Origin of the sequence: Kribbella turkmenica (genome assembly GCF_004348725.1) — a bacterium.
Lineage (GTDB): Bacteria > Actinomycetota > Actinomycetes > Propionibacteriales > Kribbellaceae > Kribbella > Kribbella turkmenica.
Genome location: NZ_SMKR01000017.1, coordinates 35,329 through 60,451, shown reverse-complemented (window position 1 = coordinate 60,451; position 25,123 = coordinate 35,329). Strand labels below are relative to the sequence as shown.

Genomic DNA, 25,123 nt, shown 5'->3' with positions numbered 1-25,123 from the left:
CCCCGGAACAACCCACCGGGACGGGCGCCTCACCCTGCCCTTGACAGAAACTCACTCCATATCAGGAGTGCGTGCCAGCCGTCCAGGGAGTGCCTGCCGTGCTTTAACCCGAGGAAATGCGTGCTCTGCCGGGGCCCCACGAGCACCCGCGCCGCCCGCCCAACGAGTGCGTTGCGTGCCCCGCCCGAAAGCGGGCACCGAGTGGCCACGGGCGTGCTGACATCAACGCGTCGATCGAATCGCTCGGTGTGGTCGACCGATCGCCACATCTCCCCGTGCGGTCCAAGTACCATTTCCTCCATGGAGTGCTTCGCCGCCGGGCGTACTCGCCGCTGAAGGAGACCCGCCGCCGCATCGCTGGCTGTGGGCGGGTCGTTCATGCCCGATTCCCTTCAGTGCGAGAGGCACATTTTCATGCTCATTCGTTCGTATCTTCACGCTGACCTCGGTCGACTCACCGAGCTGGCCATCGACACGTTCGGCCCGTTCTACGAGAAGTCGTTCCGCCCGCTCGTCGGGGAAGTCATTTTCGCCAACCAGCACGGCAACTGGCGCGACGACTACCGCAAGCAGGTCGCCGAACTTCATGACCCCGACAACCACAAGTACGTCGCGGTCGTGGACGAGGGCGGCGTACTCACCGGCTACGTCGCCTGGAACGTCGACCCAGCCCGCCGGAACGGCAGCATCACCATCCTCGCTGTTTCAGCAGAGCACCGCCGAGCAAGCCTTGGCACCGCTCTCTGCGAGCACGCATTCGACGCGATGCGGCAACAGGGTGCAGAGGTCGTCGAGATCGGCACCGGCGGTGATGACTTCCACGCGCCCGCCAGAGCTCTCTACGAGAGCCTCGGCTGCGTCGAACTCCCCGTAGCGGTCTACTACCGCGAGCTCTGACCCACACCCCCGGCTGGGCTCGGCAGCCAACTGCCGAGCCCAGCCGGACGCATACCTGACGGCGGCGGCCGGTCAGGGACGTGCGTACTTGCCGACCATCTTCACCAGGGTGTCCGGCGGAATGACCTTTACGTGAGGCGCAAGGCCGTTGACGACTGTCATGACATCGTCGACCGATTTGCTCCAGGCGTGCCACAGGACAACCGAGTAGCCGGCAGTCGAACGCGGGTTCCGAACGGCGCTGTTGAGTTCGGCGGTGACCGACGCCTCGTCGGCTCCTTCGAGGCCGCCCCACAGCATCGTCCGCGCGGAGATGACCGGCTTCCCCTCAGCCCAGACGACCTTTCCCTTGTGGGAGTCGTAGCGGGAGTACTCGAGATAGATCAGGCCGTCGATCTCGCGGTGCTTGAGGTAGTTCCCCCAGAGACGGGTGTCCGGGAATGAGTCGAAGTCGATGATCTGCACCGCCGAGAGATCCGCGCGTGCCATCGACTGCGCCAAGGAGGAGGTGTGCTTCGTCAAGGCAGCAGCCGGGTAGCGGCTCGGGTACATGTAGCCGCCGCCCGATGGTCCGACAACCCAGCGATCCTTGACGGACTGGTCGTAGAACCAGCGCATCACCGAAGGCGCGAGGTCGATCAGGGAGGGCGAGATGCCCCAACCCAGATCCACACTGCCGCGGTGCGGGCTGCCGAACCAGCGCTGGTCGGTGGGGAAGTCGCCGAGCATCCATTGGATGTTGTCGCCGTCGGTGATCAGGAACGTGACGTAGTGGGCATCGGGATCCGGTTCGAGGGCCCTCCCCCCACCCCCTCCACGCTGGCTCAACCGGTCCTCGGTGATGCCGGACAACACCGACAGATTGCGGGCATGGTCCGCCGGAATCGCCTTCACGCCGGCGTCCGAGTTCGGCCCGATGAATTTGTCCTCGCCCTGGGAGGCGTCACCCCAGCCGATCACCGTCGCGTCGTCGTCGAGCGCGCCGACCACCTCGGCGCGGAACGCCGAGTTGCCGTCGTAGAAGGCGAGCGTCCTCGCCATCGTGACGTAGTCCCGCAGTCGTTCCGGGATGTCTGCCTTCTGCTCGATCGCGACGTCGTGCCGCAACCGTGGCCAGTAGTTGTCCACCACCCAGCGGTCGTCCTTGTCCCGCACGTCCAGGACCTTGCGCAATCCGTGCCGGATCGCGAGTGCCTCCAAACTCTCCCCGACAGCCACGGCACCCGTCACGCCGGCGAGCGTGGTCGCCACGTTGACCGACGGAGTGCCCGTACGGAAGAGAACATATCCGCCGACGCCCGACCGGCTGACGGTTTTCCACAGGTCCCCGGGCCGTGTACGTACGCCGTACCGGGAGATGAGGTCGTCGAGCCAGAACTGGTAGCCGAGCGAGGGGATGTTCAGGTACAGCGACTCGGCCCCGCGGCGGGCCATCAGACCCTGCAGGGTGGTCGCGAGCGTGCGTTCGGCCGAGTTCAGCGAACTCTCGTCCAGCACGTTCAGCAACTGCGGCCGCTGGCCTTTCGGGTACGCCGACAGCCGACCGGCAGAAGCTGTTGAGTGAGCGGGCAGCGACGAAGCGAGTGAGCCCAGGCCCAAGCCGGCGGTCAGACCGAGGGCATGGCGGCGGGTGAGACGTCGTCGATCGGACATGCGGTGCCTCCAGGAGCGGCTGGTGACTGTCCAACGTTGTCAATTGCCCGGCGACGATGCCACAACAGCCACCGCATCACAAGGGTTCAGCCCAGTCCGTAGCGGCGAAGCAGGCCAACGAGCGCTCCCACACCGGACGACAGGTCGTAGACCTCGGCTTGTAGACCGACGCTCGCGGCAGCCTCGACATTGCTTTCGTTGTCGTCGATGAACAGCACCGACGAGGCCGGTACGTCGATGGCGCCGAGAATCGCCCGGAAGTACGCCGGATCAGGCTTGGCCAGCCCGAGATCGCACGAGTAGAAGGTCTGATCGAACCACTCGCCGTACCCGCGCTCGTCCTGCATGATCGCCCGCCGGTAGGGCTGCTGGTTGGTCGCGAGGTGACAGTCGACGCCGTCCGCCCGCAGTCGGGCGATCAACGCGACCACCTCCGGCTCGGCCGCGAAGCAGTGCCACGGCTCGAGCGCGTCCTCCAGCGCCACCGGCGAGTTCCAGCGCTCGAGGACGCCGGCCACCGCATCGCGGAAGTCGCCCTTGCCGACCAGGCTCGGCCGCTCGGCCGCCATCAGGTCGGCGATGAACGCCTCGCCCGAGTCCGCGGGAACGAACGACGTCAGCCGCGACCACCAGTCGATCGTCGGGCGCTGGATGACGCCGTCGGCGTCGAAGAGTACGGCGGAGATCATGCGCCCCATCCTGACAGGCGCGAACCGGGCCAGGATCGGACACCGGGACCGCGGCCCCTTGACCGGTTCAGTCGGTATGCGCTTACCTAATGGCCACGTAAACATATCTGGACACCTTCCGGCGAAATCCAACAGAAAGCGCCAGGTGAGGCGTATGACAGTGACCAGAAGGAAGTTCCTCGCGCTCGGCGCGGGGGCCGCCGCGGCCGCGACCGGCCTCACCGGCTGCGGCTCCCGCAGTTCGCTCGGTGGATCCGACCAGCTCAGCATGTGGACCTGGGTCGGCTCGGTGAACGACGACCTGATCGCCCAGGCGGAGAAGGCCATCCCCGGGTACGACGACATGCGGCTCGCGATGACCCGGATCGGCACCAACTACAAGACCAAGGTGCTGACCTCGCTGGCCGGCAAGTCGCTGGTCCCGGACATCGTCGCCATCAACGACGACGTGGCGACGTACTTCCCGAACGCCGACCAGTTCCACGACCTCAACGAGCTCGGCGCGAAGGACCGCGAGTCCGAGTTCCTGGCGTGGAAGTGGAAGCTCGGGATCACGGCCGACGGCAAGATGATGGCCTACCCGATGGACACCGGCCCGACCGCGCTGTTCTACCGCACCGACATGCTGCAGAAGGCCGGGATCGACACCGACCCCGCGGCGGTCGCCGAGCTGGCACCGACCTGGGACGCCTACATCGAGCTCGGCAAGAAGCTCAAGGCGGCGGTCCCGGGGTCCGCCATCACCGACAACATCACCGGCGTCTACCTCTACGCGCTGGCGCAGCAGTCGAAGCGGTACATGACCGAGGATGGTCAGTACATCGGCGACCAGGACCACATCCGCGAGCAGTTCGACCTCGCGATCCGGGTGGTCAAGGAAGGGCTGTCCGCGAACGCGCAGCAGGACACGACCGACGCCGACGCCGTCGTCACCAACGGCAAGCTGGTCGCCTACAACGCGGCCGTGTGGTGGGCCCAGCTCGGCCCGAAGAACGCGGCTCCGAAGACCAAGGGACTCTGGCGGGTGACGGCCGCTCCTGGTGGGGCCGGCAACCGCGGCGGGTCGTTCCTGGCGATCACGAAGTACTGCAAGAACCCGGAGGCCGCGTTCGCGTTCATCAGCTGGCTGGAGTCGGCGAAGAACCAGGCGCAGGCCTTCCTGGACCCGGTGCTGTTCCCCTCCACGCCGGCCAGCTACACCGACGAGCGGATGACCGCTCCGGACCCGTTCTTCGGCGGTCAGCGGATCGTCGACGTCTTTGGCGCCTCCGCCAAGAAGTACCCCGGCGCCTACTTCAGCCCGTACGACTCGATCATCGGCGCCCCGATCGCCGCCGAGCTCGTGAACGTCGAGACCGCCGGCAAGTCGCCCGACCTGGCGTGGGCCGACGCCCAGGAACAGATCGAACGCGAACTCACCCGAGCGGGGGCGATCTGAGATGGCAGTGACCAGCAAGACCCTCCCCACCGCGGTCAGCACCACCGCGGAGCCGGCCCCGCCGAAACCGCCGGGCAGGTTCCGGCAGGCCCTGCCGCAGTACGCCGCGATCTCGCCGTTCTTCATCCTGTTCGCGATCTTCGGCGCGTTCCCGGTGCTGTTCTCGATCTGGATCTCGTTCCACTCCTGGGACGGCATCGGCGAGATGAAGTGGGTCGGCCTGGAGCAGTACAGCTACCTGCTCGCCGACCCGAAGTTCTGGCAGTCGATCGGGAACACGCTCATCATCTGGGTGCTGTCGACCGTGCCGATGCTGCTGCTCGCGCTGGTGATCGCCAACGCGCTGCACAACGCCACCCGGTTCCGCAGCTTCTACCGGATCGCCTACTTCATCCCCAACGTCACCTCGATCGTCGCCGTCACGATGGTGTTCGGCTCGATCTTCAGCAACAACTTCGGCCTGCTGAACGCGTTCCTGCAGTCGATCGGCGTGACCAAGATCGAGTGGCTCACCCAGCCCTGGGGGATCAAGATCGCCATTGCCACCATCGTCACCTGGCGCTGGGTCGGCTACAACGCGATCATCTTCCTGGCCGGCCTCCAGGCCATCTCGAACGACGTCTACGAGGCCGCCAAGGTCGACGGCGCCTCACCGCGGCAGACCTTCTGGCGGATCACCGTCCCGCTGCTGCGCCCGGTGATCCTGTTCACCGCGGTCACCTCCACCATCGGCGGCCTGCAGATCTTCACCGAGTCCCAGGTGCTGCTGGGTGACACCGGCGGCCCCGGCGGCTCCGGGATGACGATCGTGTCCTACCTGTACGAGAGCGCGTTCCTGGACAACCAGTTCGGGTACGGCGCCGCGATCGGCTGGGCGCTGTTCATCCTGATCGTGCTGTTCAGCATCGTCAACTGGCGGCTGATCGGCGGTGGGGACGAGCGGACTGCCCGCCGGACCGCCCGCCGGGTCGCGACCGGGAAGGAGAACGCCGATGCGCGCTGAGCGGACCCGTAACGTGATCAGCCACGTCGTGCTGATGTTCGGCGTGGTGCTCTCGATCTTCCCGTTCTACTGGATGGTGGTGATGGCCTCGAACACCACCCCGGACATCTTCAGCTACCCGCCGAAGCTGGTGATCGGCCCGCACCTGTTCGAGAACATGGGCAAGGTGCTCGACAACATCGACTTCTTCGGGTCGATGATGATCACCCTGGTCGTCTCGCTCGCGGTCACCGTGCTCGTGCTGTTCTTCGACTCGCTGGCGGCCTTCGCGTTCGCGAAGTACGAGTTCCCCGGCCGGGACTGGCTCTTCGGTTTGCTGCTGGCAACGTTCATGATCCCGGCCCAGCTGTCGCTGGTGCCGCAGTTCGTGACGCTCGCCGAGTTCGGCTGGATCGGGTCGCTGAAGGCCCTGATCATCCCGGGCGCGGCGAACGCGTTCGGGATCTTCTGGATGCGCCAGTACGCCCGCGGCGCGATCCCCGACGAGCTCATCTCCGCGGCCAAGGTGGACGGCGCCGGATTCTTCCGGCAGTACCTCACCGTCGGCATCCCGGTGCTCCGGCCCGGCTTGGCCTTCCTGGGTATCTTCACCTTCATCAACGTGTGGAACGACTACCTCTGGCCGCTGATCGTGATGACGGATCCGAACAAGCTGCCGCTCCAGGTCGCCCTGCAGCAGCTGAACGGCATCTACGGCACCGACTACTCGATGGTGATGGCCGGTGCCCTGATGAGCGTCATCCCGCTGATCGGCGTCTTCATCATCGGCGGCCGTCACTTCATCGCCGACATCGCCGCCGGCGCCATGAAGTTCTGACCCCACCCTGCCAACGACCACGGGACATACTTTGACTCAGACCAAGCTCCGCTGGGGCATCATCGGCACCGGGAACATCGCCTCCCGGTTCGCCAGTCAGGTGCCGACGTCGCCGGCCAACGAGGTCGTCGCCGTCGGCAGCCGGTCGATCGACTCGGCCGGCGCCTTCGCCGACAAGTGGAACATCACCAACCGGCACGGGTCGTACGACGACCTGCTCGCCGACCCGGACGTGGACGCGGTCTACATCGCCACCCCGCACCCGATGCACGTCGAGTGGGCGATCCGGACCGCCGAGGCCGGCAAGCACGTGCTGTGCGAGAAGCCGCTGGCGATCAACAAGGCCTGGGCCGAGGCGATGATCGAGGCCGCGGTCGCGAACGACGTCTTCCTGATGGAGGCGTACATGTACCGCTGCCTGCCGCAGACCAAGCTGATCGCCCAGCTGGTCGGCGACGGCGAGCTCGGCACCGTCCACCAGATCCAGGCCACCTTCGCGTTCGCCTCGTCGTTCCGGCCGGAGAGCCGGATCTTCGCCGACGAACTGGCCGGCGGCGGCATCCTCGACGTCGGCGGCTACCCGGTGTCGATGGCCCGCCTGGTCGCCGGCGCCGCGACCGGGCAGCCGTACGCCGAGCCGGCCGCCGTGACCGCGGTCGGGCACGTCGGCGAGACCGGCGCCGACGAGTGGTCGGTCGCGACCCTGTTCTTCGAGGGCGGCGTGACCGCCCAGGTCAGCACCGGCGTCCGGCTGCGCGACGACAACCAGGTCCGCATCTACGGCAGCGAGGGGTACCTCGTCGTCGAGGACCCGTGGTTCGGCGGCGACGGCGAGCCCACCCACGTCACCTTGCACAAGGTGGGGGAGGAGCCGCGGGACATCTCGGCGGAGCCGGCCCTCATCTACGCCGCCGAGGCCGAGGCGGTCGCGGCCGCGATCGAGCAGCGGCAGGCACCGGAGATGACCTGGGCCGACACCCTCGGCAACCTCACCGTCCAGGACGCCTGGCGGAAGGCGATCGGCCAGCAGTACGCGAGCGAGCGGGACGACGCGATCATCCCGACCGCGACCGGCCGGCCGCTGGCCCGCAAACCAGGCGCACCGATGAAGTACGGGCGCGTCGCGGGACTCGACAAGGACGTGTCGAGGCTCGTGATGGGCGTCGACAACCAGGAGACGCTGACGCACGCGGCGGCGATCTTCGACGACTTCGTCGAGCGCGGCGGTACGACGTTCGACACGGCGTACATCTACGGACGCGGACGCGGCGAGAAGCTGCTCGGCCAGTGGATGAGGTCCCGCGGCAACCGCGACCAGGTCGTCGTCATCGGCAAGGGGGCGCACACCCCGCACTGCGACCCGGAGTCGATCACCCGGCAGCTGACCGAGAGCCTCGAACGGTTGCAGACCGACCACGTCGACCTCTACCTGATGCACCGCGACAACGAGGAGATCGCGGTCGGCGAGTTCGTCGACGTCCTGCACGAGCACTTCAAGGCCGGCCGGATCAAGGCGTTCGGCGGCTCCAACTGGTCGCTGGAACGGTTCGACGAGGCGAACGCGTACGCCGAGGCCAACGGCAAGCAGCCGTTCACGTTGCTCAGCAACCACCTCAGCCTCGCCCGGGCGTACGACGTCCCGTGGGCCGGGTGCCGGCACGTCGCCGACGACGAGTCGCAGGTGTGGTTGCGGGAGCGGCAGGTCGCCCTGTTCCCGTGGTCGAGCCAGGCCCGCGGGTTCTTCACCGGCCGGGCGAAGCCGGCGGACCGCTCCGACGAGGAACTCGTCCGCTGCTTCTACTCCGACGAGAACTTCCGCCGGCTCGACCGGGCCCGCGAACTGGCCGCCGCCAAGGGCGTCGAACCGACCGCGATAGCCTTGGCCTGGCTGCTGCACCAGCCGTACCCGGTGTTCCCGCTGATCGGGCCCCGCCACATCAGCGAGACCCGGACCTCGATGCCGGGCCTGTCGGTCGAACTCACCCCCGAGGAAGTGGCCTGGCTCACGCAGTGATCCGAGCCTGACGCCGAATTGGTCGTGCAGAGGCGCCCATGTAACATGGTCTGTCGGTGTCACGACCCTGAACACGGAGAATCATGTCTAAGAAGTGCGATGTCTGCGGCAAGCAGCCGACGTTCGGCAACAACGTTGCCCGCCTGGGTAAGGGCGCGATGATCCGCCGGGTCAAGGCTCGCACGCCCCGGCGGTTCAACCCCAACATCCAGCCGGTCCGGGCGCTCATCAAGGGCACCCCGACCCGCCTGAAGGTCTGCACGTCCTGCATCAAGGCCGGCAAGGTCCAGCGGGTCGTCGGCTGACCCCAGCTAACTCTTCCGTGTAGGGCCTGAATCAGGCGCCCGGGGATCACCCCGGGCGCCTGTTCGTGTCTGCTATCCGTGTCTGGCCACCACGGTGATCTCGTTCCGGTTGTGATGCAGTTGCCGCGCGTGCAGTACGGCGTACTCCTGCCGCAGTACGTCCATCCCGCGGCGGGCCCCGTCCAGCGGGTTCTTGCCGCCGCCCTTCAGCGTGACGATCACCAGCCCGCCGCGGCGCAGGTGCGCGGCCGCGTCCAGCATCATCCGGGCGGACATCACCTGGTCCATCCGCATGTCGTTCACCACCACGTCGAAGCGCACCCGGTTCGCCGCGAAGAACCGTCCGGCCGTCGTCGCCGCGTGGTGGATCCGCCGGTCGCCGCGCAGCCGCTGGTCCAGCGAGCCCGGGTCCACCGACCACACCTCCTGCCCGTGCTGCCGCAGGATCCGGGTCCAGCCGCCCGGCGCGGCGCCGAGATCGACGGCCTTCCCACCCGCCGGCAACGCCAGCCCGAAGGTCGCGATCACCTCCTCCAGCTTGAACTCCGAGCGCGACACCCGCTCCTCGGACCGGGCCAGCCGCATCCGGCCACCCGGCCAGTCCGACAGGCTGTGATCGCGGCGGTTCGTGCCGACGATCAACTGCTTGCCGACCTCGATGCAGGACACGATCATGTCCTGTCCGGACCGGCTGACGCCGACCCCGCGGCTCTCGAGGGCGTCACCGAGCAGGTGGTAGTACGAGCCGCCGGTGCCCGCACCGTCGGTCCATGTCTGGACCGCGACGGATCGCCCGGGCACAGCCTCCAGGACCGTGGTCGCGAGCTCCTGGCCGTTCGGCAGGTCGTCCAGCGGATAACCGGCCAGCTCCAGCGTCAGGTGCCGGACGAACATGATGCGACCCTCGTCACACGCGGCGGCGAGCCGGTCGATCGCGAACGGGTGCTCGCTGATCCGGCCGAGGTCCGCGCCCAGCCGCTCGATCCGGTACTCGCCCGGGAACACCTCCCGGACCTCGCGGACGGCGTACCGGTAGCTGTCCGGCGCGAACGAGAACAGAATCGAGCGAAGCACAGCACATGGTAGGCCGACCGGTTAGCCTTCCGGGCGTGGAGGAACTGACCGTCGACGTACTGCGGGCCTGGGCCCGGACGGCGCTGGCCGAGCTCGGCCGGGCGCGGACCGAGATCGACGAGCTGAACGTGTACCCGGTGCCCGACGGCGACACCGGGACCAACCTCTACCTGACCTGGGAAGCTGCCTGCGACGCGTTGCCGCACGGTGAGCTGACGTTCGCCGAGGCGGTCCAGGCGTTCGGCCGCGGCGCCCTGGTCGGCGCCCGCGGGAACTCCGGCGTGATCGCCTCCCAGCTCGTCCGTGCCTGCGGCCTCCGCCTCGCCGAGAACCTGCCGCGTGACCGGGACCGCGGCGAGCCCGGCGTACTGGCCGATCCCAGGATGAGCGAACCCGTCGCCTTCGCCGACGCCCTGCGGTATGCCGCCGACGCCGCGTACGGCGCGGTCGCGCAACCGGTCGAGGGCACCATGCTGACCGTCGCCCGGGCGGCCGCGACCGGGGCGATGACCGCCGCCAACGACGGCAAGAGCCTGGCCGACGTGTGCCTGGCCGCCGTCGCCTCCGCACGGCAGGCGCTCACGAAGACGACCGAGCAACTGGACGTACTGCGCCGCGCGGGCGTCGTGGACGCCGGGGGAGCGGGCCTGGTCGTGATTCTCGGGGCGATGGAATCGGTGCTGACCGGGCAGACCGTGCGGGTCGACGTACCCGGCCGGGTCGAGCCCCAGGGTGACGACGCCGAGAGCCAGGACGGCCCGGCGTACGAGGTGATGTACCTGCTGGACGCGCCGGACGACAAGATCGGCGACTTCCGCCAGACGCTGGCGAGCCTGGGCGACTCGGTGGTGGTCGTCGGCGGCGACGGGCTGTGGAACGTGCACGTGCACACCGACGACGTCGGCGCCGCGATCGAGCAGGGCATCGACATCGGCCGGCCGCACCGGGTCCGGGTCACCCACTTCGCCGACGTCACGCACCATCACGAGCCGGCCCCCGGTCGCGCGGTGATCGCTGTCGTGGCCGGCGAGGGGCTGGCCGGGCTGTTCACCGGGTCGGGCGCCCACGTCATCATGGGCGGTCCGGGCCGACGGTGCTCGACCGGTGAGCTGCTGCAGGCGATCGAGAAGTCGAAGGCGCCCGAGATCGTGCTGCTGCCGAACGACAAGGACTCGATCGCGGTCGCCGAGGCCGCCGCGACCGCGGCCCGCCAGGACGGCGTCCGGGTCGCCGTGATCCCGACCCGGGCGCAGGTCCAGGGCCTCGCCGCGATCGCCGTCCACGATCCCGGGCGCAGCTTCGACGACGACGTCGTCCACCAGTCCGCGGCCGCCGGCCAGACCCGCCACGGGGCGGTCACGATCGCGGTCAAGGACGCCTGGACGATGGCCGGCATGTGCCGCGCCGGCGACGCCCTCGGCGTGGTGGACGGCGACTTCGCGCTGATCACCGAGGACCTGGAGGACGCCGCGATCGGCGTGGTCGACCGGCTGCTCGGCGGTGGCGGCGAGCTGCTCACCGTCGTCACCGGGCGGGACGCGGACCCCGGTCTGGTGGTCGCGCTGGAGCGGCACGTGCGCCGGAACCGCAAAGATGTCGACGTCGTGGTGTACGACGGAGGACAGGACAGGTACCCGCTGCTGATCGGGGTGGAATAGCGGTGTTGACATGAAGGCGGACATGGACCGGAAGCTCCGCGACTTCCTCGGTGCCCGGACGGCCAGGACCTTCGCGGACGTGCTCGGCCTGGAGACCGTCGGGGAGTTGCTGCGGCACTACCCGCGCCGGTACCTCAAGAAGGGTGAGCTGACCCCGTTCGACGAGCTCGAGGTCGGCGACCAGGCGACCGTGAACGGCCGGGTCAAGAAGGTCACCGTGCGCTCGCTGGACACCAAGGCCGAGATCCCGCTCACCGACGTCCAGAAGTGGGCCCGGCGCAAGACGCTGACCAAGGTGGTCGTCACCGACGGCCGGCGCGATCTGGAGCTGGCCTTCTTCAACCAGCCCTGGCTGGCGACCAAGCTGACACCGGGCACCGCCGCGCTCTTCTGGGGCGAGGTGACGATGTTCCGCGACATCATGCAGCTCAAGAGCCCGGGCACCGAGATCCTCGACGACGAGGATCTGTCCGAGGCCGAGATCGAGCGCCGGGCCCGGCCGTTCCGGCCGCTCTACCCGGCGACCGCCAAGTTGCCCACCGCAACGATCGAGCGGAGCGTCAAGATCGTCCTGGACAGCCTGGACGAGACCCTCGACGACCCTGTCCCCGAGCTGGTCCTGCGGAGGGAGAAGCTGCTCGGGCTGCGCGAGGCGCTGCAGAAGGTGCATCTGCCGGAGACCGAGAAGGACATCCGCGACGCCCAGCAGCGGTTCCGGTTCGAGGAAGCGCTGGTGATGCAGACGATCCTGGCCCAGCGCCGGGCCGTGACCGACGCGCTGAACGCGGTGCCCCGGCCGCGGACCGCCGGCGGCATGCTGGACGAGTTCGACCAGCGGCTGCCGTTCACGCTCACCGAGGGCCAGGCGGAGGTCTGCGAGGAGATCTTCGCCGACCTGGCCCGCCCGCACCCGATGCACCGGCTGCTCCAGGGCGAGGTCGGCTCCGGCAAGACCGTGGTCGCGCTGCGGGCGATGCTCTCGGTCGTGGACGCCGGCGGCCAGGCCGTGCTGCTGGCGCCCACCGAGGTGCTCGCCAGCCAGCACCACAAGACGCTGACCAAGATGCTCGGCGACCTGGCCGAGGAGGGCATGCTCGGCGGCGCGGAGCGGGCCACCCGGGTCGGGCTGCTGACCGGGTCGCTCGGCGCGGCCGCCCGGCGGACGGCGATGCTCGACGCGGCCAGCGGCGCGGCGGGGATCGTGGTCGGCACGCACGCGCTGCTCGAGGACAAGGTGCAGTTCGCGGACCTCGGTCTCGTGGTCGTCGACGAGCAGCACCGGTTCGGCGTCGAGCAGCGGGCCGCGCTCAGCCAGAAGTCGGGGGAGAACACCCCGCACGTGCTGGTGATGACGGCCACGCCGATCCCGCGGACCGTGGCGATGACCGTCTTCGGCGACCTCGCGGTGTCCACGCTGACCGAGCTCCCGGCCGGGCGGTCGCCGATCCAGTCGTCGGTGGTCCCGGCCAAGGAGAAGCCGGACTGGCTGCAGCGCGCCTGGCAGCGGGTCCGCGAAGAGGTCGGCAAAGGCCACCAGGTGTACGTCGTCTGCCCGCGGATCGGCGACGACGTCAAGAACGCGGCCGACGAGGAGGGCGAGTTCGTCGCCGGTGACGAGGAGAAGTCGTCGAAGGCCCGGCCGCCGATCTCGGTCCTGCAGGTGGCCGAGGCGCTCGCCGAGGTCCTGCACGACCTGCGGGTCGAGATCCTGCACGGCCGGCTGCCGGCCGAGGAGAAGGACGCGGTGATGTCCCGGTTCGCGGCCGGCGAGATCGACGTGCTGGTCGCGACCACGGTCATCGAGGTCGGCGTCGACGTACCGAACGCGTCGACGATGGTGATCATGGACGCCGACCGGTTCGGCATCTCCCAGCTGCACCAGTTGCGCGGGCGGGTCGGCCGCGGCCGGGTGCCGGGGCTGTGCCTGCTGGTGACGGACCTGTGGCCGGGCTCCAAGTCGTACGGGCGTCTGGACGCGGTGGCGTCCACCACGGACGGGTTCGAGCTGTCCCGGATCGACCTCGAGACCCGGCGCGAGGGCGACGTACTCGGGGTGGCTCAGTCGGGCCGGCGGAGCAGCCTCAAGCTGCTCAGCGTGCTGCGGGACGAGGAGGTCATCCTCGCCGCGCGGCAGGTGGCGAACTCGATCGTCTCCGTGGACCCGGAGCTGGCCGGGTACCCGACGCTGAGGTCGTTCGTCCGGAGCGCCCTGGAGTCCGAGACCACCGAGTACCTGGAGAAGACGTGACTGTGCTCGATGCCGCGCCTCCGGCGCGGGGGTCCCGGGGCCCTGGCTCCCGGTCTTCCCTCGGCGATCCAGCCGCTTCGCTCCCTGCGCTCCTCAGTCCGGACCGGGAGGCCCCGTGACCCGCATCATCGGCGGAGTGGCCGGCGGGCGGCGGATCGGCGTACCGCCGGGAACCGGGACCCGGCCGACGGCGGACCGGGTGCGTGAGGCGCTGTTCTCGTCGCTGGAGTCCGAGTTCGGCAGTTTCGACGGGCTCGCGGTCCTGGACCTGTACGCCGGGTCCGGCGCGATCGGGCTCGAGGCGCTGTCCCGGGGCGCCGCGCGGGTCGTGCTGGTCGAGTCCGACCGGCGGGCGGCCGACGTGATCTCCGCGAACGTGCGGGCGGTCGGGCTGCCCGGCGCGACCGTGCTCACGCGGCCGGTGGAGAAGGTCGCGGCCGGCGAGAGCCCGGGCCCGTTCGACCTGGTCTACGCCGACCCGCCGTACAAGCTGGAGACCGCTGACCTGCAGGACATCCTCACCGAGCTGGCGGCCAGCGGCTGGCTGGCCGAGGACGCCGTCGTCGTGGTCGAGCGCGGGAAGCGCGAGCCGTGGGAGTGGCCGGAAGGCTTCGCCGCGCTGCGCGATCGCAAGTACGGCGAGGCCCGGCTTTGGTACGGTCACCGGCATGAGTAAGGCCTGCCCATGACGAAGGCTGTGTTCCCAGGTACCTTCGACCCGCCCACCGTCGGGCACCTCGACATCATCACCCGGGCCGCCGCGGCCTTCGACGAGGTGATCGTGGCGACCGGCGTCAACCGGTCGAAGAACCGGCTGTTCAGCCCGGAGGAACGACTGGAGATGCTCACCGAGCTGACCGCCCCGTTCGGCAACGTCCGGGTCGGGAGCTTCGAGGGACTCCTGGTCGACTACTGCCGGGCCGAAGGCGCCGGGGTCGTCCTCAAGGGGCTGCGATCGGCCGCGGACTACGACTACGAGCTGCAGATGGCTCAGCTCAACTACGCAATGACCGGGGTGGACACGATGTTCCTGCCGACCCGCTCGGAGCACTCCTTCGTCTCCTCCAGCTGGGTCAAGGAGATCGCCAGACTCGGTGGGGACGTGGTCGCCTTCGTGCCGCCGTCCGTTCACTCTCGGTTACTGGCGAAACTCTAGAATCGCCCCGAATTGGGCGACTGGCCGGGGAGTTGGTAATGTTGACTCTCGGTCTCGACGAGACCGGGAATCTTGCCTGCCCACGCCTGAAGGGGATGTCCTGAGCGTCTTGGACCCGCGGTCCCCTCTCGTGATCGACACGCACGAGCTGACACGCCGCGCCGGGTCCCAGCGCGAAGTCACCTTCACGGCACCGGCGCCGGCGGATCTCGGAATCGACGTGATCGGCGTCCCCGAGGGCGACCCGATCCAGTTCGATCTACGGCTGGAGTCGGTTGTCGAAGGGGTGCTCGTCACCGGTACGGCCCGCGGCCGTCTGGTCGGGGAGTGCGCGCGGTGCCTGGTCGACATCGAGGACGAGTTCCTCGCTGACGTCCAGGAGCTGTACGTCTACCCGGAGAGCGAGGCCGAACCGGACGAGGCCAGCCGGATGGAGGGCGACCTGATCGACCTCGAGCCGGTGCTGAGGGACCAGGTGGTGCTCGCGCTGCCGTTCCAGCCGCTGTGTACGGACGACTGTCCGGGTCTGTGCCCCGAGTGCGGGGTGCGCCTGGCGGACGAGCCCGGCCATCGGCACGAGGACCGGACCGACCCACGCTGGGCCGCGCTCGGCGGCCTGCTCCAGCAGGACGAACGACCGCAGGACAACTGAACACCGAACATTCGCCAGCCAGCCGGCCGGGTCCACCAGCCCCCGGCCGAACCGAGGAGTCATAACCGTGGCCGTTCCGAAGCGGAAGATGTCGCGCAGCAACACCCGCAGCCGCCGGGCCCAGTGGAAGACCACTGCCCCGTCGCTCGTGACCTGCGTGAACCCCGCCTGCCGCGCGAAGCACCTGCAGCACACCGTTTGCCCCAACTGCGGCCAGTACGGCGCCAAGGGCGAGCGTCGCCAGGTCGTCGAGAGCTAAACGGCACCAGTCAGTGAACTCGGTCAACGAAACGGGGCTCTACGCCGAGCTGAACCAGCGGCTCGGCGTATCGCTGGCTGACAACTTACTGGAGCACGCCTTCACCCACCGTTCGTTCGCGTACGAGAACGGTGGGTTGCCGACGAACGAGCGGCTGGAGTTCCTCGGGGACTCCGTCCTCGGCGTCATCGTCACGGAGTCGCTGTTCCGCAACCACCCGGACCTGTCCGAGGGCCGGCTGGCCAAGCTGCGGGCCGCGGTGGTCAACATGCGCGCGCTCGCCGGGGTCGCCCGTGAGCTCAAGCTGGGCAAGTACCTCCGGCTCGGCCGCGGCGAGGAAGCCACCGGCGGGCGGGACAAGTCGTCCATCCTGGCCGACTGCGTCGAGGCACTGATCGGTGCCGTCTACCTGGACCGCGGGTTCGAGACCGCGGGCGAGGTCGTGCACAAGCTGTTCGACGACCTGATGGAGTCGTCGGCCCGGCTCGGCGCCGGCCTGGACTGGAAGACCTCTTTGCAGGAACTGGTCGCCCAGCTCGGCGTCGGTGTGCCCGAGTACGTGATCGCCGAGTCCGGCCCGGACCACGCCAAGACGTTCGAGGCGCGGGTCCGGATCGGGCCCGACACCTACGGGCACGGCATCGGCCGGAGCAAGAAGGAAGCCGAGCAGCAGGCTGCCGAGACCGCCTGGAAGGCCCTGCGCGCGGCGCATCCCGACAGCACAGACCCCTCCCAGACCTAATGCCCTCCCTCGAGGACACCGGTGCCTGAGCTTCCCGAGGTCGAGGTCGTCCGCCGAGGTCTGGCGGAGTTCACCACCGGGCGGACGATCGACGCGGTCGAGGTCCTGCACCCCCGCCCGGTCCGCCGGCACGCCGCCGGGCCGGACGACTTCGCCGCCCGGCTCAAGGGCCAGGTGTTCGCCGAGCCGGCCCGGCGCGGGAAGTACCTCTGGCTGCCGCTGGAGTCCGGTGACGCGGTGCTGACCCACCTCGGGATGAGCGGCCAGTTCCGGGTCCAGCCGGTGGGAGCACCGGACGAGCCGCACCTGCGGGTCCGGTTCCGGTTCGCCGACGACGGCGGAGAGGTCCGGTTTGTGGACCAGCGGATGTTCGGTGGTCTGTCCTACTCCGACGGCGGCGCCCGGCTGCCCGGGGAGATCGCCCACATCGCCCGGGACCCGTTCGATCCTCTGTTCGATCCGGACGTCTTCGTGGCCGCGATCCGCCGCCGCAGGACCGGCCTCAAGCGCGCGCTGCTCGACCAGCGGGTCGTCAGCGGCGTTGGGAACATCTACGCCGACGAGGCGCTGTGGCGGGCGAAGCTGCACTACGCCCGGGCCACCGAGACGCTGAAACCCTTGCAGATAAGGGAGATCCTCCGGCACGCCCATGAGGTGATGGCCGAGGCGCTCGACGTCGGCGGTACCAGCTTCGACGCCCTGTACGTCAACGTGAACGGGGAATCGGGCTATTTCGAACGCGGCCTGAACGTCTACGGACAGGAGGGTTCGCCGTGCCCGCGCGACGGCCGGCCGATCCGTCGCGAGCCGTTCATGAACCGTTCGTCGTACCGGTGTCCCAAATGTCAGCCGGTCCCTCGCCAGGTCCGGTGGTAAGAGAGGTATCGTTGGAGAGTGAGGGCCTAGGTTGACCGTCGGCCCCGCCAGTGTCACCCTGAAAGACGGCACACATTATTTGTTAGGCGCTCCGTGGACCAGGAGCGCTCACAGGCCAGAACCCTTCCGGAGGACAGCACAATGGCCAAGGCTCTTCTAGGGCACCTTGGAGGCACTGACCCGCGCATGCTCGAGCAGGTTCGACTGCTCAACCGGCGTGTCGCAGATCTGGAGGCGCACGTGATGCGTCTGCAGGCAGAGAACGACCACCTCGTCGCGCAGGTCCACGAGGGCCGGCTGCTCACCGTCGACGAGGCACTGCGCGCCCCTGCTTCGGTCTGAGGACCCGAGCCGCGACAACAGAGTTCCATCTCTACCGTCCGCACAACCACGGCGGTGGCCCCCGTCCGGGCCTCCGCCGCCTTTTTTGCCTGAATGTCGAGCTTCCTGACCCCGCCCGCCGTGCGCATCGGTCGGCCTCCCACGGTCCGCGGATATGTCTTTGTAGACTGCGAAGCGGAACTACTTCCCCCGGGTAGCGGCAGCGTCACGAGCAGTACTGGCGTCATGTGCAGTTATGGCGGTTCCTTCGGTATCGTCTGTCCTTTCACGGGTTGGAGAGCTTCGCTTTGTATTTGAAGAGCATGACGCTCCGAGGCTTCAAGTCGTTCGCGTCGGCCACGACGATGAACTTCGAACCGGGCATCACCTGCATCGTCGGTCCGAACGGCTCCGGGAAGTCCAACGTGGTCGACGCCCTCGCCTGGGTGATGGGCGAGCAGGGCGCGAAGTCGCTGCGCGGCGGCAAGATGGAGGACGTCATCTTCGCCGGCACCTCCGGCCGCGCCCCGCTGGGCCGCGCCGAGGTCGTGCTGACGATCGACAACACCGACGGCGCGCTGCCGATCGAGTACGCCGAGGTGACGATCTCGCGGACGATGTTCCGCAACGGCGGGTCCGACTACCAGATCAACGGCCAGAACTGCCGGCTGCTCGACGTCCAGGAACTGCTCAGCGACTCCGGCATCGGCCGGGAGATGCACGTCATCGTCGGCCAGGGCCAGCTCGACTCGATCCTGCGCGCCACGCCGGAGGGCCGGCGCGGGTTCGTCGAGGAGGCCGCCGGTGTCCTGAAGCATCGCAAGCGCAAGGAAAAGGCGATCCGGAAGCTGGAGGCCACCGAGGGCAACCTGCACCGCCTCGGCGACCTGATCACCGAGATCCGCCGTCAGCTGAAGCCGCTCGGGCGCCAGGCGGAGGTGGCGCGCCGGGCGGTGACGATCCAGGCCGAGGTCCGCGACGGCCGGGCCCGGTTGCTGGCCGACGACATCGTGCAGGCGCAGTCCGCGTTGGAGGCCGAGCTCAAGGACGAGGCGCGGCTGACCGAGCGCCGCGCCGAGACCGAGGCCAAGCTGCGCGAGGCCCGGGAGCTCGAGGCCGAGCTGGAGGACGCGCTGCGCGAGGACGCGCCGGCCCTGCAGGCCGCCCAGGACACCTGGTACCAGCTGTCCGGCTTCGGCGAGAAGATCAAGGGAACGGCGCGGATCGCCGCGGACCGGATCCGTTCGCTGAACGACGAGGCCGAGGAGCCGCGGACCGGGCGGGACCCGGACGAGCTCGAGCTGGAGGCCGCCCGGGTCCGCGAGACCGAGGCGCAGATCGAGGCCGAGGTCGAAGCGCACTCCGAGCTGCTCGCCGAGGCGGTCGAGCGGCGCCAGCAGCTGGAGGCGCAGGAGGCCGAGGAGGAGCGCCGGATCGCCGCGCTGATCCGGGCCGCGGCGGACCGCCGCGAGGGCCTGGCCCGGCTGACCGGCCAGGTGAACGCGCTGAGGAGCCGCGCGGCCGCGGCCGAGTCCGAGATCGGCCGGCTGGCGACCAACATGCGGGAGGCGGAGGCCCGGGCTGCCAAGGCGCAGCACGACTTCACCGCGCTGGAGACCCAGGTGGCCGGCCTGGACGCCGGTGAGCGGGGCCTGGACGAGGAGTACGAGGCAGCCCAGGCGGTCCTGGACGAGATGGACGAGCGGCTCGCCAAGCTGCGCGCGGAGGAGCGTGACGCCGAACGCGAGCGCACCGGCCTCGCTGCCCGGAAGGAAGCTCTCGAGCTCGGTCTGAACCGCAAGGACGGCGCCGGCGCGCTGCTGGCGGCCTCCGAGCAGGTGAACGGGCTGATGGGGTCGGTGGCCGCGCTGCTGAGCGTGCGCTCCGGTTACGAGACCGCGATCGCCGCGGCGCTCGGTGAAGCCGCCGACGCCGTCGCCGTCACCCATGCCGACGCCGCGCTCGAGGCGGTCGGTCACCTCAAGCAGCACGACCTCGGGCGTGCCGGGTTGCTTTTGGGCGACGCGCCCGCCGACGACTACACGTCCTGGCCCCAGTTGCCGTACGGAGCGTCGTACGCCGTCGACGTCGTGGACTGCCCGGGTAGCCTGCGGCCCGCGTTGCGGCGGCTGCTGCGCAAGGTCGCCGTGGTGGACGACGTACCAGCGGCTCAGTCGCTCGTGCGGCATCTGCCCGACGTCACCTGCACCACCCGCGCCGGCGACGTACTGGGTGCACACTTCGCGTACGGCGGCTCGGACGCCGCGCCCAGCCTGATCGAGGTGCAGTCCGCGGTCGACGAGGCGGCGGAGAAGCTGACCGAGGCCACCGCGCGGAGCGAGCGGCTGCGGTTCGAGCTGCAGGCCCTGGAGGACGAGCGGACCCGGCAGAAGGACACCGTCGAGATCACGCTGGCCCGGCTGCACGAGTCGGACGCGGCCATGGCCGCGGTGGCCGAGCAGTTGGCGCACTTCGGGTCGCTGGCGAAGGCGTCCCGGGGCGAGGCTCAGCGGATGGCCGAGGCGATCGCGGCGGCCGAGGAGGAGCGCGACCGGAACCTGTCCGGACTGGCCGAGCTGGAGGAGCGGCTCACCGACGCCGAGCAGTTCGACGACGACGGCGACGAGCCCGACACCACCGAACGGGACCGTCTGGCCGAGGCGGCCAAGGCGGGCCGGGCGGCCGAGATGGAGGCGCGGCTGGCGCTGCGGACGACCGAGGAGCGCGCGCGGGCGCTGTCCGGACGCGCGGACTCGCTGGAGCGCGCGGCCCGGCAGGAGCGCGAGGCACGGGCGCGGGCGGTCGCTCGCGCGGCCCGCCGGGCCCGGCAGGCGGAGGCGGCGCACGCCGTGCACCTGGCCGCCGGCCACGTGCTGGCCCGGCTGGAGTCCTCGCTGCAGCAGGCCGCGGCCGAGCGGGCCGAGATCCAGGCGCAGCGGGCGGACCGTGAGCAGGCGCTCGCGCAGGCGAGGTCCGCGACCCGGAACCTGAGCTCCGAGCTGGAGCAGCTGACCAACACCGTGCACCGGGACGCGCTGGCGCGGGCCGAGCAGAAGATGCGGCTGGAGGCGCTGTACGAGAAGGCGCTCGGCGAGCTCGGCATCGAGGTCGACGCGCTGGTCGCCGAGTACGGCCCCGACCAGCTGGTGCCGCCGCTGCCGAAGGACGGCGAGGAGAACACCCTCGAGCTCGAGGGTGAGCCGTTCGACCGGACCAAGGTGGAGAAGCGGCTCAAGCAGGCCGAGCGGGCGCTGAACCAGCTCGGGCGGATCAACCCGCTCGCGCTGGAGGAGTTCGAGGCGATGGAGGAGCGACACCGCTTCCTGTCCGAGCAGCTCGACGACCTGAAGAAGTCCCGGCGGGACCTGATGGACATCGTCAAGGAGGTCGACGATCGGGTCGAGCAGGTCTTCACCGAGGCCTACCGCGACGTCGAGGTCGCCTTCCAGCACGTCTTCAGCCGGCTGTTCCCGGGCGGTGAGGGCCGGCTGGTGCTCACCGACCCCGGCGACATGCTTGCCACCGGCATCGATGTCGAGGCGCGCCCGCCGGGCAAGAAGGTCAAGCGGCTGTCGCTGCTGTCCGGTGGGGAGCGGTCGCTGGTCGCGGTCGCCTTCCTGGTCGCGCTGTTCAAGGCCCGGCCGTCGCCGTTCTACATCCTCGACGAGGTCGAGGCCGCGCTGGACGACACCAACCTTGGCCGCCTGCTGGAGATCTACGAGGAACTGCGGGAGAACAGCCAGCTCCTCGTCATCACGCACCAGAAGCGGACGATGGAGGTCGCAGACGCGCTGTACGGCGTCACCATGCGCGGCGACGGCGTCTCCTCCGTCATCTCCCAGCGGATCCGCGAACCCGAGCCGGTCTGACCTTCCGGCCCGCCGGGTGATGCTCAGGCGGTGATCGCCATCGAGGCGATCCGGTCGTCCCGGACGTCGAAGGTGAAGTGGGACGGGCCGTTGAAGCCGTCGCCGCCGACCTGGGTGGCGATCGTGAGCGGGTTGCCGGGGGTCGACACCTCGGTGCCGGTGAAGGTGGCCCGCTTGCCGATCAGCTCGTTCTCGCTCCAGGAACGGATCCGGTCCGGGCCGCGGAACTCGCGGCCCCAGTCGTCGACGTACCCGTCCGGGGCGAACGCGGCGACGAAGGCGTCGTTGTCCTGCTCGTGGATCGCGGTGAGCACGCGCTGAACCGCGGCCGGGATGTGCTGACTCATGCCGACGACGATAACCCTCCCGGTTGAACCGTTCCGGCATCCCGGACGTGTGGCCGGTATCGGCACCCTGGAGGAGAGAGCATCATGAAGCGTCTGGGCAGTGTCATCGGTGTGGTCGCGCTCGGTCTGGCCGGACTCACCGCCTGTGGCGACGAGAGCGAGACCCCGGCAGCCGGGGGCGCGACCACGGCCGCGAGCAGCGCGCCGAAACTGGCGACCGGGGAGGTCGCCGGCCTCGGCAAGGTGGTTGTCGACGGCAACGGGCGGACCGTGTACGTCTTCGACAAGGACACCCCCGGCACGTCGAACTGCGAGGGCGACTGCCTGGCCAAGTGGCCGGTCGTGCCGGCCGGTGAGGGCACGCCGCAACTCGAGGGCATCGACGCCTCCCTGGTAGGCACGGTGACCCGGAATGACGGCAGCAAGCAGTTGTCCATCGGCGGGCTGCCGATCTACCTGTTCGCCCAGGACACCCGGGCCGGTGAGGCCAAGGGCCAGGCCGTGGGCGGTGTCTGGTGGGTTGTCGGTGCGGACGGCAAGAAGAACACGACCCAGCCGGCCGGCGATGACGACTACGGCTACTGAGCGACATACCAGGCCACCTGCTTGGTGGTTGCGGTGTGGGTGCCCGCTGTTGCCGGTATCGTGCGGTCGGTGGGTGACTACCGGAGCCCAGAGGCTGCCGAGGCGCTTGTCCGGGTCCTGTACGCCGAACACGGCCGCAGCCTGCTCGCCTACGCGACCAGGCTCACCGGGGACCGGGCCGCCGCGGAGGACGTCGTACAGGAGACGCTGGTCCGGGCGTGGAAGCACGCGGATGACCTGACCGAAGGCAAGGGCTCCGTCCGCGGCTGGCTACTGACGGTGGCGCGCAACATCGTCACCGACCGGGCCAGGGCGCGCGCGGCCCGGCCGACCGAGGTGGCGGACGTGGAGGAGCGGACACCGGTGGAAGGCGACCACTCCGAGTCGGTGGTGAACACGATGGTGGTGCTGGACGCGCTGGACCAGGTGTCCGCCGAGCACCGCGAGGTGCTGGTGCAGTTGTACTACCGCGGCCGGTCGGTGGCCGAGGCCGCGAAGGAGCTCGGTGTCCCGCCCGGTACGGTGAAATCGAGGTCGTACTACGCCCTCCGGGCACTGCGCGCGGTGATGAGCGGAGACCCTGTGCCGGCTCGAGGAAAGGGGGAGGTGGCCCGATGAACGAGCACGACAGCTCGCAGCTCGGCGCCTATGTCCTCGGCGCGCTGGAGCCCGACGAGGCTCGTGAAGTCGATCAGCACCTGGCGACGTGCGCAGACTGCCGGGCCGAGCTGGCCGAGCTCGAGGAGATGAAGGAGTTCCTCGGTGAGGTGCCGCCGGAGGCGTTCCTGGAGGGTCCGCCGCCCGACGGTGACCTTCTGCTGCAGCGCACTCTCCGCGAGGTGCGGACCACGGCAGCGCCCGAGCGACGGCGGCGGTCTCGGTGGTTGATGGCGGCCGCAGCGGTCGTGGTGATCGCCGGTGCACTGGCCGGCGGGATCCTGATCGGCCGGCAGAGCGTGAGCCCGGCCGACGCACCGGTGGCCGGGGCCAAGCAGGTGATCGCGACGGACGGCACCACTGGTACGACGATGGCGACCACGGTCGAGCCGCGGGGCGGGTGGAGCTGGGTCGAGGTGAAGCTGACCGGTCTGAAGGCGGGGGCCGAGTGCGAGATGCTCGTCACCGACAAGGGCGGCAAGACCTGGGTGGCCGGCACCTGGTCGGTGTCGGAGAAGTCGGCCCGCGAGGGCAGCTGGTTCGCCGGCGGTGTGCTCGTGCCGATCGACCAGGTGAAGTCGGTGCAGATCAGGACGCTCCAGGGGCAGCATGTGGTGACCACCGAGGTCTGATCCGTTTGCGGCGCACGAGAGGATGAGGGCGTGGCTACTACCTCAGACGACCTCCGGGCCCGCCGCAGAGCCGCGGCCGCCAACTGCGAGCGCTGGCTGTCCGGGCACAAGGCCCCGGTGCGGACCAGGCTGCAGGAGCTCGTCGAGGCCGCGACCGAGGAGGAGGCCGACGGGTACGGCGCCGGCGGTGACGTCACCGTGCTGGAGCAGGAGGTCGCCGACCTGCTGGGCAAGCCGGCGGCCGTGTTCATGCCCACCGGGATCATGGCCCAGCAGAGCGTCCTGCGGGTGTACGCCGACCGTGCGGGGACCAGCCGGGTCGCGGTACACGGCCTCTCCCACCTGCTGGTCCACGAGCTCAACGCGCTGGAGGAGGTCCACGGGCTGCGGATCGAGCGGCTGACGTCCGAGCCCCGGCAGCCCCGGCCGGACGAGCTGGCCGCCATCCCGGGGAAGCTGGCCGCTGTCACGCTGGAGCTGCCCCTGCGGGACGCCGGCTTCGTTCTGCCGACATGGGACGAGTTGGTGGTGTTCGCCGAGTCCTGTGCGAAGCGCGGCGTGCCATTGCATCTCGATGGCGCTCGGCTGTGGGAGAGCACGCCGTACCTGGAGCACAGCTTTGCTGAGGTGGCTGCGCTCGCCTCGAGTGTCTACGTGTCGTTCTACAAGGTGCTCGGCGGGCTGAGCGGTGCCGCGCTGGCCGGTCCGGAGGACGTGATCGCCGAAGTACGGCGTTGGCAGCGCAGGCTCGGTGGCAACATGTACACGCTGTTCCCGTACGCCGTCTCCGCGCGCGCGGGACTGCGGACCGTGCTGCCGCGGATGGGCGACCTGTACCAGCGGGCCGTCGAGCTCTCGATGGCCTTGCAGAGCGAAGGATTCCGGGTGTTCCCGGAGCCGCCGCAGACGAACTCGTTCCGCGTCTACGCGCCCCGGGCCGCCGAGGCGATCGACGTGGCGTCGGTGGAGCGGATGGAGCGCACCCGCGAGGCGATCTGCCCGCCGTGGCGGCCGGCCGACGTCCCCGGCTGGTCGTGGGCGGAGCTGGTGGTGACTCCGAACACGTTGGACTGGCAGGTCGACGAAGTGGCCAAGGCCTACGGGGAACTTCTGGAACAATGAGGGCGTAAGACCTTTCAGTGAGGTCGGTTGCGGGGATTCGGGGAGAGAAGTGCTGACGTTCGTCATCACCATGGTGGTTCTGCTGGTTCTGTCGGGGCTGGTGCTGCTG

The 25,123-nt window shown here is 69.5% G+C and carries 24 protein-coding genes; 20 read left to right on the top strand and 4 right to left on the bottom strand.

Translation table 11 applies throughout. The features are described 5' to 3' along the window. Positions 1–378 precede the first annotated feature (378 nt). The gene (locus E1218_RS06220; protein ID WP_202865806.1) at positions 379–897 is read left to right on the top strand and encodes a GNAT family N-acetyltransferase; all 519 of its coding nucleotides are present in this window, start codon (positions 379–381) and stop codon (positions 895–897) included. 72 nt (positions 898–969) lie between these two features. On the opposite strand, the gene E1218_RS06215 is transcribed toward E1218_RS06220, so the two are convergent. Beyond that, positions 970–2,550 (bottom strand): GxGYxYP domain-containing protein, encoded by a 1,581-nt coding sequence (locus tag E1218_RS06215; RefSeq protein ID WP_132317164.1) that lies wholly within the window; start codon positions 2,548–2,550, stop codon positions 970–972. A gap of 86 nt (positions 2,551–2,636) precedes the next feature. After that, positions 2,637–3,239 carry an HAD family hydrolase gene (locus E1218_RS06210; protein WP_233712041.1) on the bottom strand — a complete coding sequence of 201 codons (603 nt, stop codon included), beginning with the start codon at positions 3,237–3,239 and terminating at the stop codon, positions 2,637–2,639. A gap of 154 nt (positions 3,240–3,393) precedes the next feature. On the opposite strand from E1218_RS06210, the gene E1218_RS06205 reads away from it, so the two are divergent. From E1218_RS06205 to rpmB, 5 genes are all read left to right on the top strand, one after another. Further along, the gene (locus E1218_RS06205) at positions 3,394–4,677 is read left to right on the top strand and encodes an ABC transporter substrate-binding protein (RefSeq protein WP_132317160.1); all 1,284 of its coding nucleotides are present in this window, start codon (positions 3,394–3,396) and stop codon (positions 4,675–4,677) included. A gap of 1 nt (position 4,678) precedes the next feature. Beyond that, positions 4,679–5,680: a carbohydrate ABC transporter permease gene (locus E1218_RS06200; RefSeq protein ID WP_132317158.1), complete on the top strand. Its 1,002-nt coding sequence runs from the start codon at positions 4,679–4,681 to the stop codon at positions 5,678–5,680. Further along, positions 5,670–6,497: a carbohydrate ABC transporter permease gene (locus E1218_RS06195; protein WP_132317156.1), complete on the top strand. Its 828-nt coding sequence runs from the start codon at positions 5,670–5,672 to the stop codon at positions 6,495–6,497. Before E1218_RS06200 ends, E1218_RS06195 begins: the two co-directional genes overlap by 11 nt. A 31-nt stretch (positions 6,498–6,528) precedes the next feature. Further along, a complete protein-coding gene (locus E1218_RS06190; RefSeq protein ID WP_132317154.1) occupies positions 6,529–8,511 on the top strand; it encodes an aldo/keto reductase in 1,983 nt (660 codons plus the stop codon). Positions 8,512–8,594: 83 nt separating this feature from the next. Continuing rightward, positions 8,595–8,816 (top strand): 50S ribosomal protein L28, encoded by a 222-nt coding sequence (gene rpmB / locus E1218_RS06185; protein ID WP_131355194.1) that lies wholly within the window; start codon positions 8,595–8,597, stop codon positions 8,814–8,816. A gap of 72 nt (positions 8,817–8,888) precedes the next feature. Here rpmB and E1218_RS06180 read toward each other — a convergent pair whose 3' ends face one another. After that, positions 8,889–9,890, bottom strand: a complete 1,002-nt coding sequence (locus E1218_RS06180) for an SAM-dependent methyltransferase (RefSeq protein ID WP_233712040.1) — start codon at positions 9,888–9,890, stop codon at positions 8,889–8,891. A 35-nt stretch (positions 9,891–9,925) separates the two neighbouring features. Between E1218_RS06180 and E1218_RS06175 the strand changes: the two genes are divergently transcribed. From E1218_RS06175 to smc, 10 genes are all read left to right on the top strand, one after another. Next, positions 9,926–11,548: a DAK2 domain-containing protein gene (locus E1218_RS06175; RefSeq protein ID WP_233712039.1), complete on the top strand. Its 1,623-nt coding sequence runs from the start codon at positions 9,926–9,928 to the stop codon at positions 11,546–11,548. A 10-nt stretch (positions 11,549–11,558) separates the two neighbouring features. After that, on the top strand, positions 11,559–13,796 hold the full coding sequence (gene recG / locus E1218_RS06170; protein ID WP_132317150.1) for an ATP-dependent DNA helicase RecG: 2,238 nt from the start codon (positions 11,559–11,561) through the stop codon (positions 13,794–13,796). A gap of 115 nt (positions 13,797–13,911) precedes the next feature. After that, entirely contained in the window at positions 13,912–14,472 is a 561-nt protein-coding gene (rsmD, locus tag E1218_RS06165) for a 16S rRNA (guanine(966)-N(2))-methyltransferase RsmD (RefSeq protein WP_132317148.1), read from the top strand. 9 nt (positions 14,473–14,481) lie between these two features. Next, a complete protein-coding gene (gene coaD, locus E1218_RS06160) occupies positions 14,482–14,952 on the top strand; it encodes a pantetheine-phosphate adenylyltransferase (RefSeq protein WP_132317146.1) in 471 nt (156 codons plus the stop codon). Between the two features lie 130 nt (positions 14,953–15,082). Next, positions 15,083–15,604 (top strand): YceD family protein, encoded by a 522-nt coding sequence (locus E1218_RS06155; protein ID WP_233712038.1) that lies wholly within the window; start codon positions 15,083–15,085, stop codon positions 15,602–15,604. 67 nt (positions 15,605–15,671) lie between these two features. Then, positions 15,672–15,863, top strand: coding sequence for a 50S ribosomal protein L32 (gene rpmF / locus E1218_RS06150; RefSeq protein WP_130387616.1), 192 nt, complete (start codon positions 15,672–15,674; stop codon positions 15,861–15,863). A 13-nt stretch (positions 15,864–15,876) separates the two neighbouring features. Continuing rightward, entirely contained in the window at positions 15,877–16,605 is a 729-nt protein-coding gene (gene rnc, locus E1218_RS06145; RefSeq protein WP_132317142.1) for a ribonuclease III, read from the top strand. A gap of 21 nt (positions 16,606–16,626) precedes the next feature. Then, positions 16,627–17,481: a bifunctional DNA-formamidopyrimidine glycosylase/DNA-(apurinic or apyrimidinic site) lyase gene (mutM, locus tag E1218_RS06140; RefSeq protein ID WP_132317140.1), complete on the top strand. Its 855-nt coding sequence runs from the start codon at positions 16,627–16,629 to the stop codon at positions 17,479–17,481. A 186-nt stretch (positions 17,482–17,667) separates the two neighbouring features. Then, positions 17,668–17,823, top strand: coding sequence for a hypothetical protein (locus E1218_RS06135; protein WP_233712037.1), 156 nt, complete (start codon positions 17,668–17,670; stop codon positions 17,821–17,823). A 287-nt stretch (positions 17,824–18,110) separates the two neighbouring features. After that, on the top strand, positions 18,111–21,671 hold the full coding sequence (smc, locus tag E1218_RS06130) for a chromosome segregation protein SMC (RefSeq protein WP_165949145.1): 3,561 nt from the start codon (positions 18,111–18,113) through the stop codon (positions 21,669–21,671). 23 nt (positions 21,672–21,694) lie between these two features. Here smc and E1218_RS06125 read toward each other — a convergent pair whose 3' ends face one another. Further along, positions 21,695–22,018 (bottom strand): nuclear transport factor 2 family protein, encoded by a 324-nt coding sequence (locus E1218_RS06125; RefSeq protein WP_132317136.1) that lies wholly within the window; start codon positions 22,016–22,018, stop codon positions 21,695–21,697. 84 nt (positions 22,019–22,102) lie between these two features. On the opposite strand from E1218_RS06125, the gene E1218_RS06120 reads away from it, so the two are divergent. The 4 genes from E1218_RS06120 (at position 22,103) to E1218_RS06105 (ending at position 25,014) form a co-directional block, all read left to right on the top strand. Next, positions 22,103–22,603 (top strand): hypothetical protein, encoded by a 501-nt coding sequence (locus tag E1218_RS06120; RefSeq protein ID WP_132317134.1) that lies wholly within the window; start codon positions 22,103–22,105, stop codon positions 22,601–22,603. A gap of 69 nt (positions 22,604–22,672) precedes the next feature. Further along, the gene (locus tag E1218_RS06115) at positions 22,673–23,221 is read left to right on the top strand and encodes a sigma-70 family RNA polymerase sigma factor (protein ID WP_202865805.1); all 549 of its coding nucleotides are present in this window, start codon (positions 22,673–22,675) and stop codon (positions 23,219–23,221) included. Next, positions 23,218–23,892 (top strand): anti-sigma factor family protein, encoded by a 675-nt coding sequence (locus tag E1218_RS06110; RefSeq protein WP_132317130.1) that lies wholly within the window; start codon positions 23,218–23,220, stop codon positions 23,890–23,892. Before E1218_RS06115 ends, E1218_RS06110 begins: the two co-directional genes overlap by 4 nt. Before the next feature lie 30 nt (positions 23,893–23,922). After that, a complete protein-coding gene (locus E1218_RS06105) occupies positions 23,923–25,014 on the top strand; it encodes a threonine aldolase family protein (protein ID WP_132317128.1) in 1,092 nt (363 codons plus the stop codon). Positions 25,015–25,123 lie beyond the last annotated feature (109 nt).

What these genes read in the sequence shown, in the direction of transcription:
- E1218_RS06195 (WP_132317156.1), top strand. Translation starts at nt 5,670, where the DNA reads ATGCGCGCTGAGCGGACCCGTAACGTGATCAGCCACGTCGTGCTGATG.
- coaD (WP_132317146.1), top strand. Translation starts at nt 14,482, where the DNA reads ATGACGAAGGCTGTGTTCCCAGGTACCTTCGACCCGCCCACCGTCGGG.
- E1218_RS06210 (WP_233712041.1), bottom strand. Translation starts at nt 3,239, where the DNA reads ATGATCTCCGCCGTACTCTTCGACGCCGACGGCGTCATCCAGCGCCCG.
- E1218_RS06215 (WP_132317164.1), bottom strand. Translation starts at nt 2,550, where the DNA reads ATGTCCGATCGACGACGTCTCACCCGCCGCCATGCCCTCGGTCTGACC.
- E1218_RS06110 (WP_132317130.1), top strand. Translation starts at nt 23,218, where the DNA reads ATGAACGAGCACGACAGCTCGCAGCTCGGCGCCTATGTCCTCGGCGCG.
- E1218_RS06200 (WP_132317158.1), top strand. Translation starts at nt 4,679, where the DNA reads ATGGCAGTGACCAGCAAGACCCTCCCCACCGCGGTCAGCACCACCGCG.
- E1218_RS06205 (WP_132317160.1), top strand. Translation starts at nt 3,394, where the DNA reads ATGACAGTGACCAGAAGGAAGTTCCTCGCGCTCGGCGCGGGGGCCGCC.
- recG (WP_132317150.1), top strand. Translation starts at nt 11,559, where the DNA reads ATGAAGGCGGACATGGACCGGAAGCTCCGCGACTTCCTCGGTGCCCGG.
- E1218_RS06220 (WP_202865806.1), top strand. Translation starts at nt 379, where the DNA reads ATGCCCGATTCCCTTCAGTGCGAGAGGCACATTTTCATGCTCATTCGT.
- E1218_RS06120 (WP_132317134.1), top strand. Translation starts at nt 22,103, where the DNA reads ATGAAGCGTCTGGGCAGTGTCATCGGTGTGGTCGCGCTCGGTCTGGCC.
- E1218_RS06125 (WP_132317136.1), bottom strand. Translation starts at nt 22,018, where the DNA reads ATGAGTCAGCACATCCCGGCCGCGGTTCAGCGCGTGCTCACCGCGATC.
- E1218_RS06135 (WP_233712037.1), top strand. Translation starts at nt 17,668, where the DNA reads ATGCTCGAGCAGGTTCGACTGCTCAACCGGCGTGTCGCAGATCTGGAG.
- rpmB (WP_131355194.1), top strand. Translation starts at nt 8,595, where the DNA reads ATGTCTAAGAAGTGCGATGTCTGCGGCAAGCAGCCGACGTTCGGCAAC.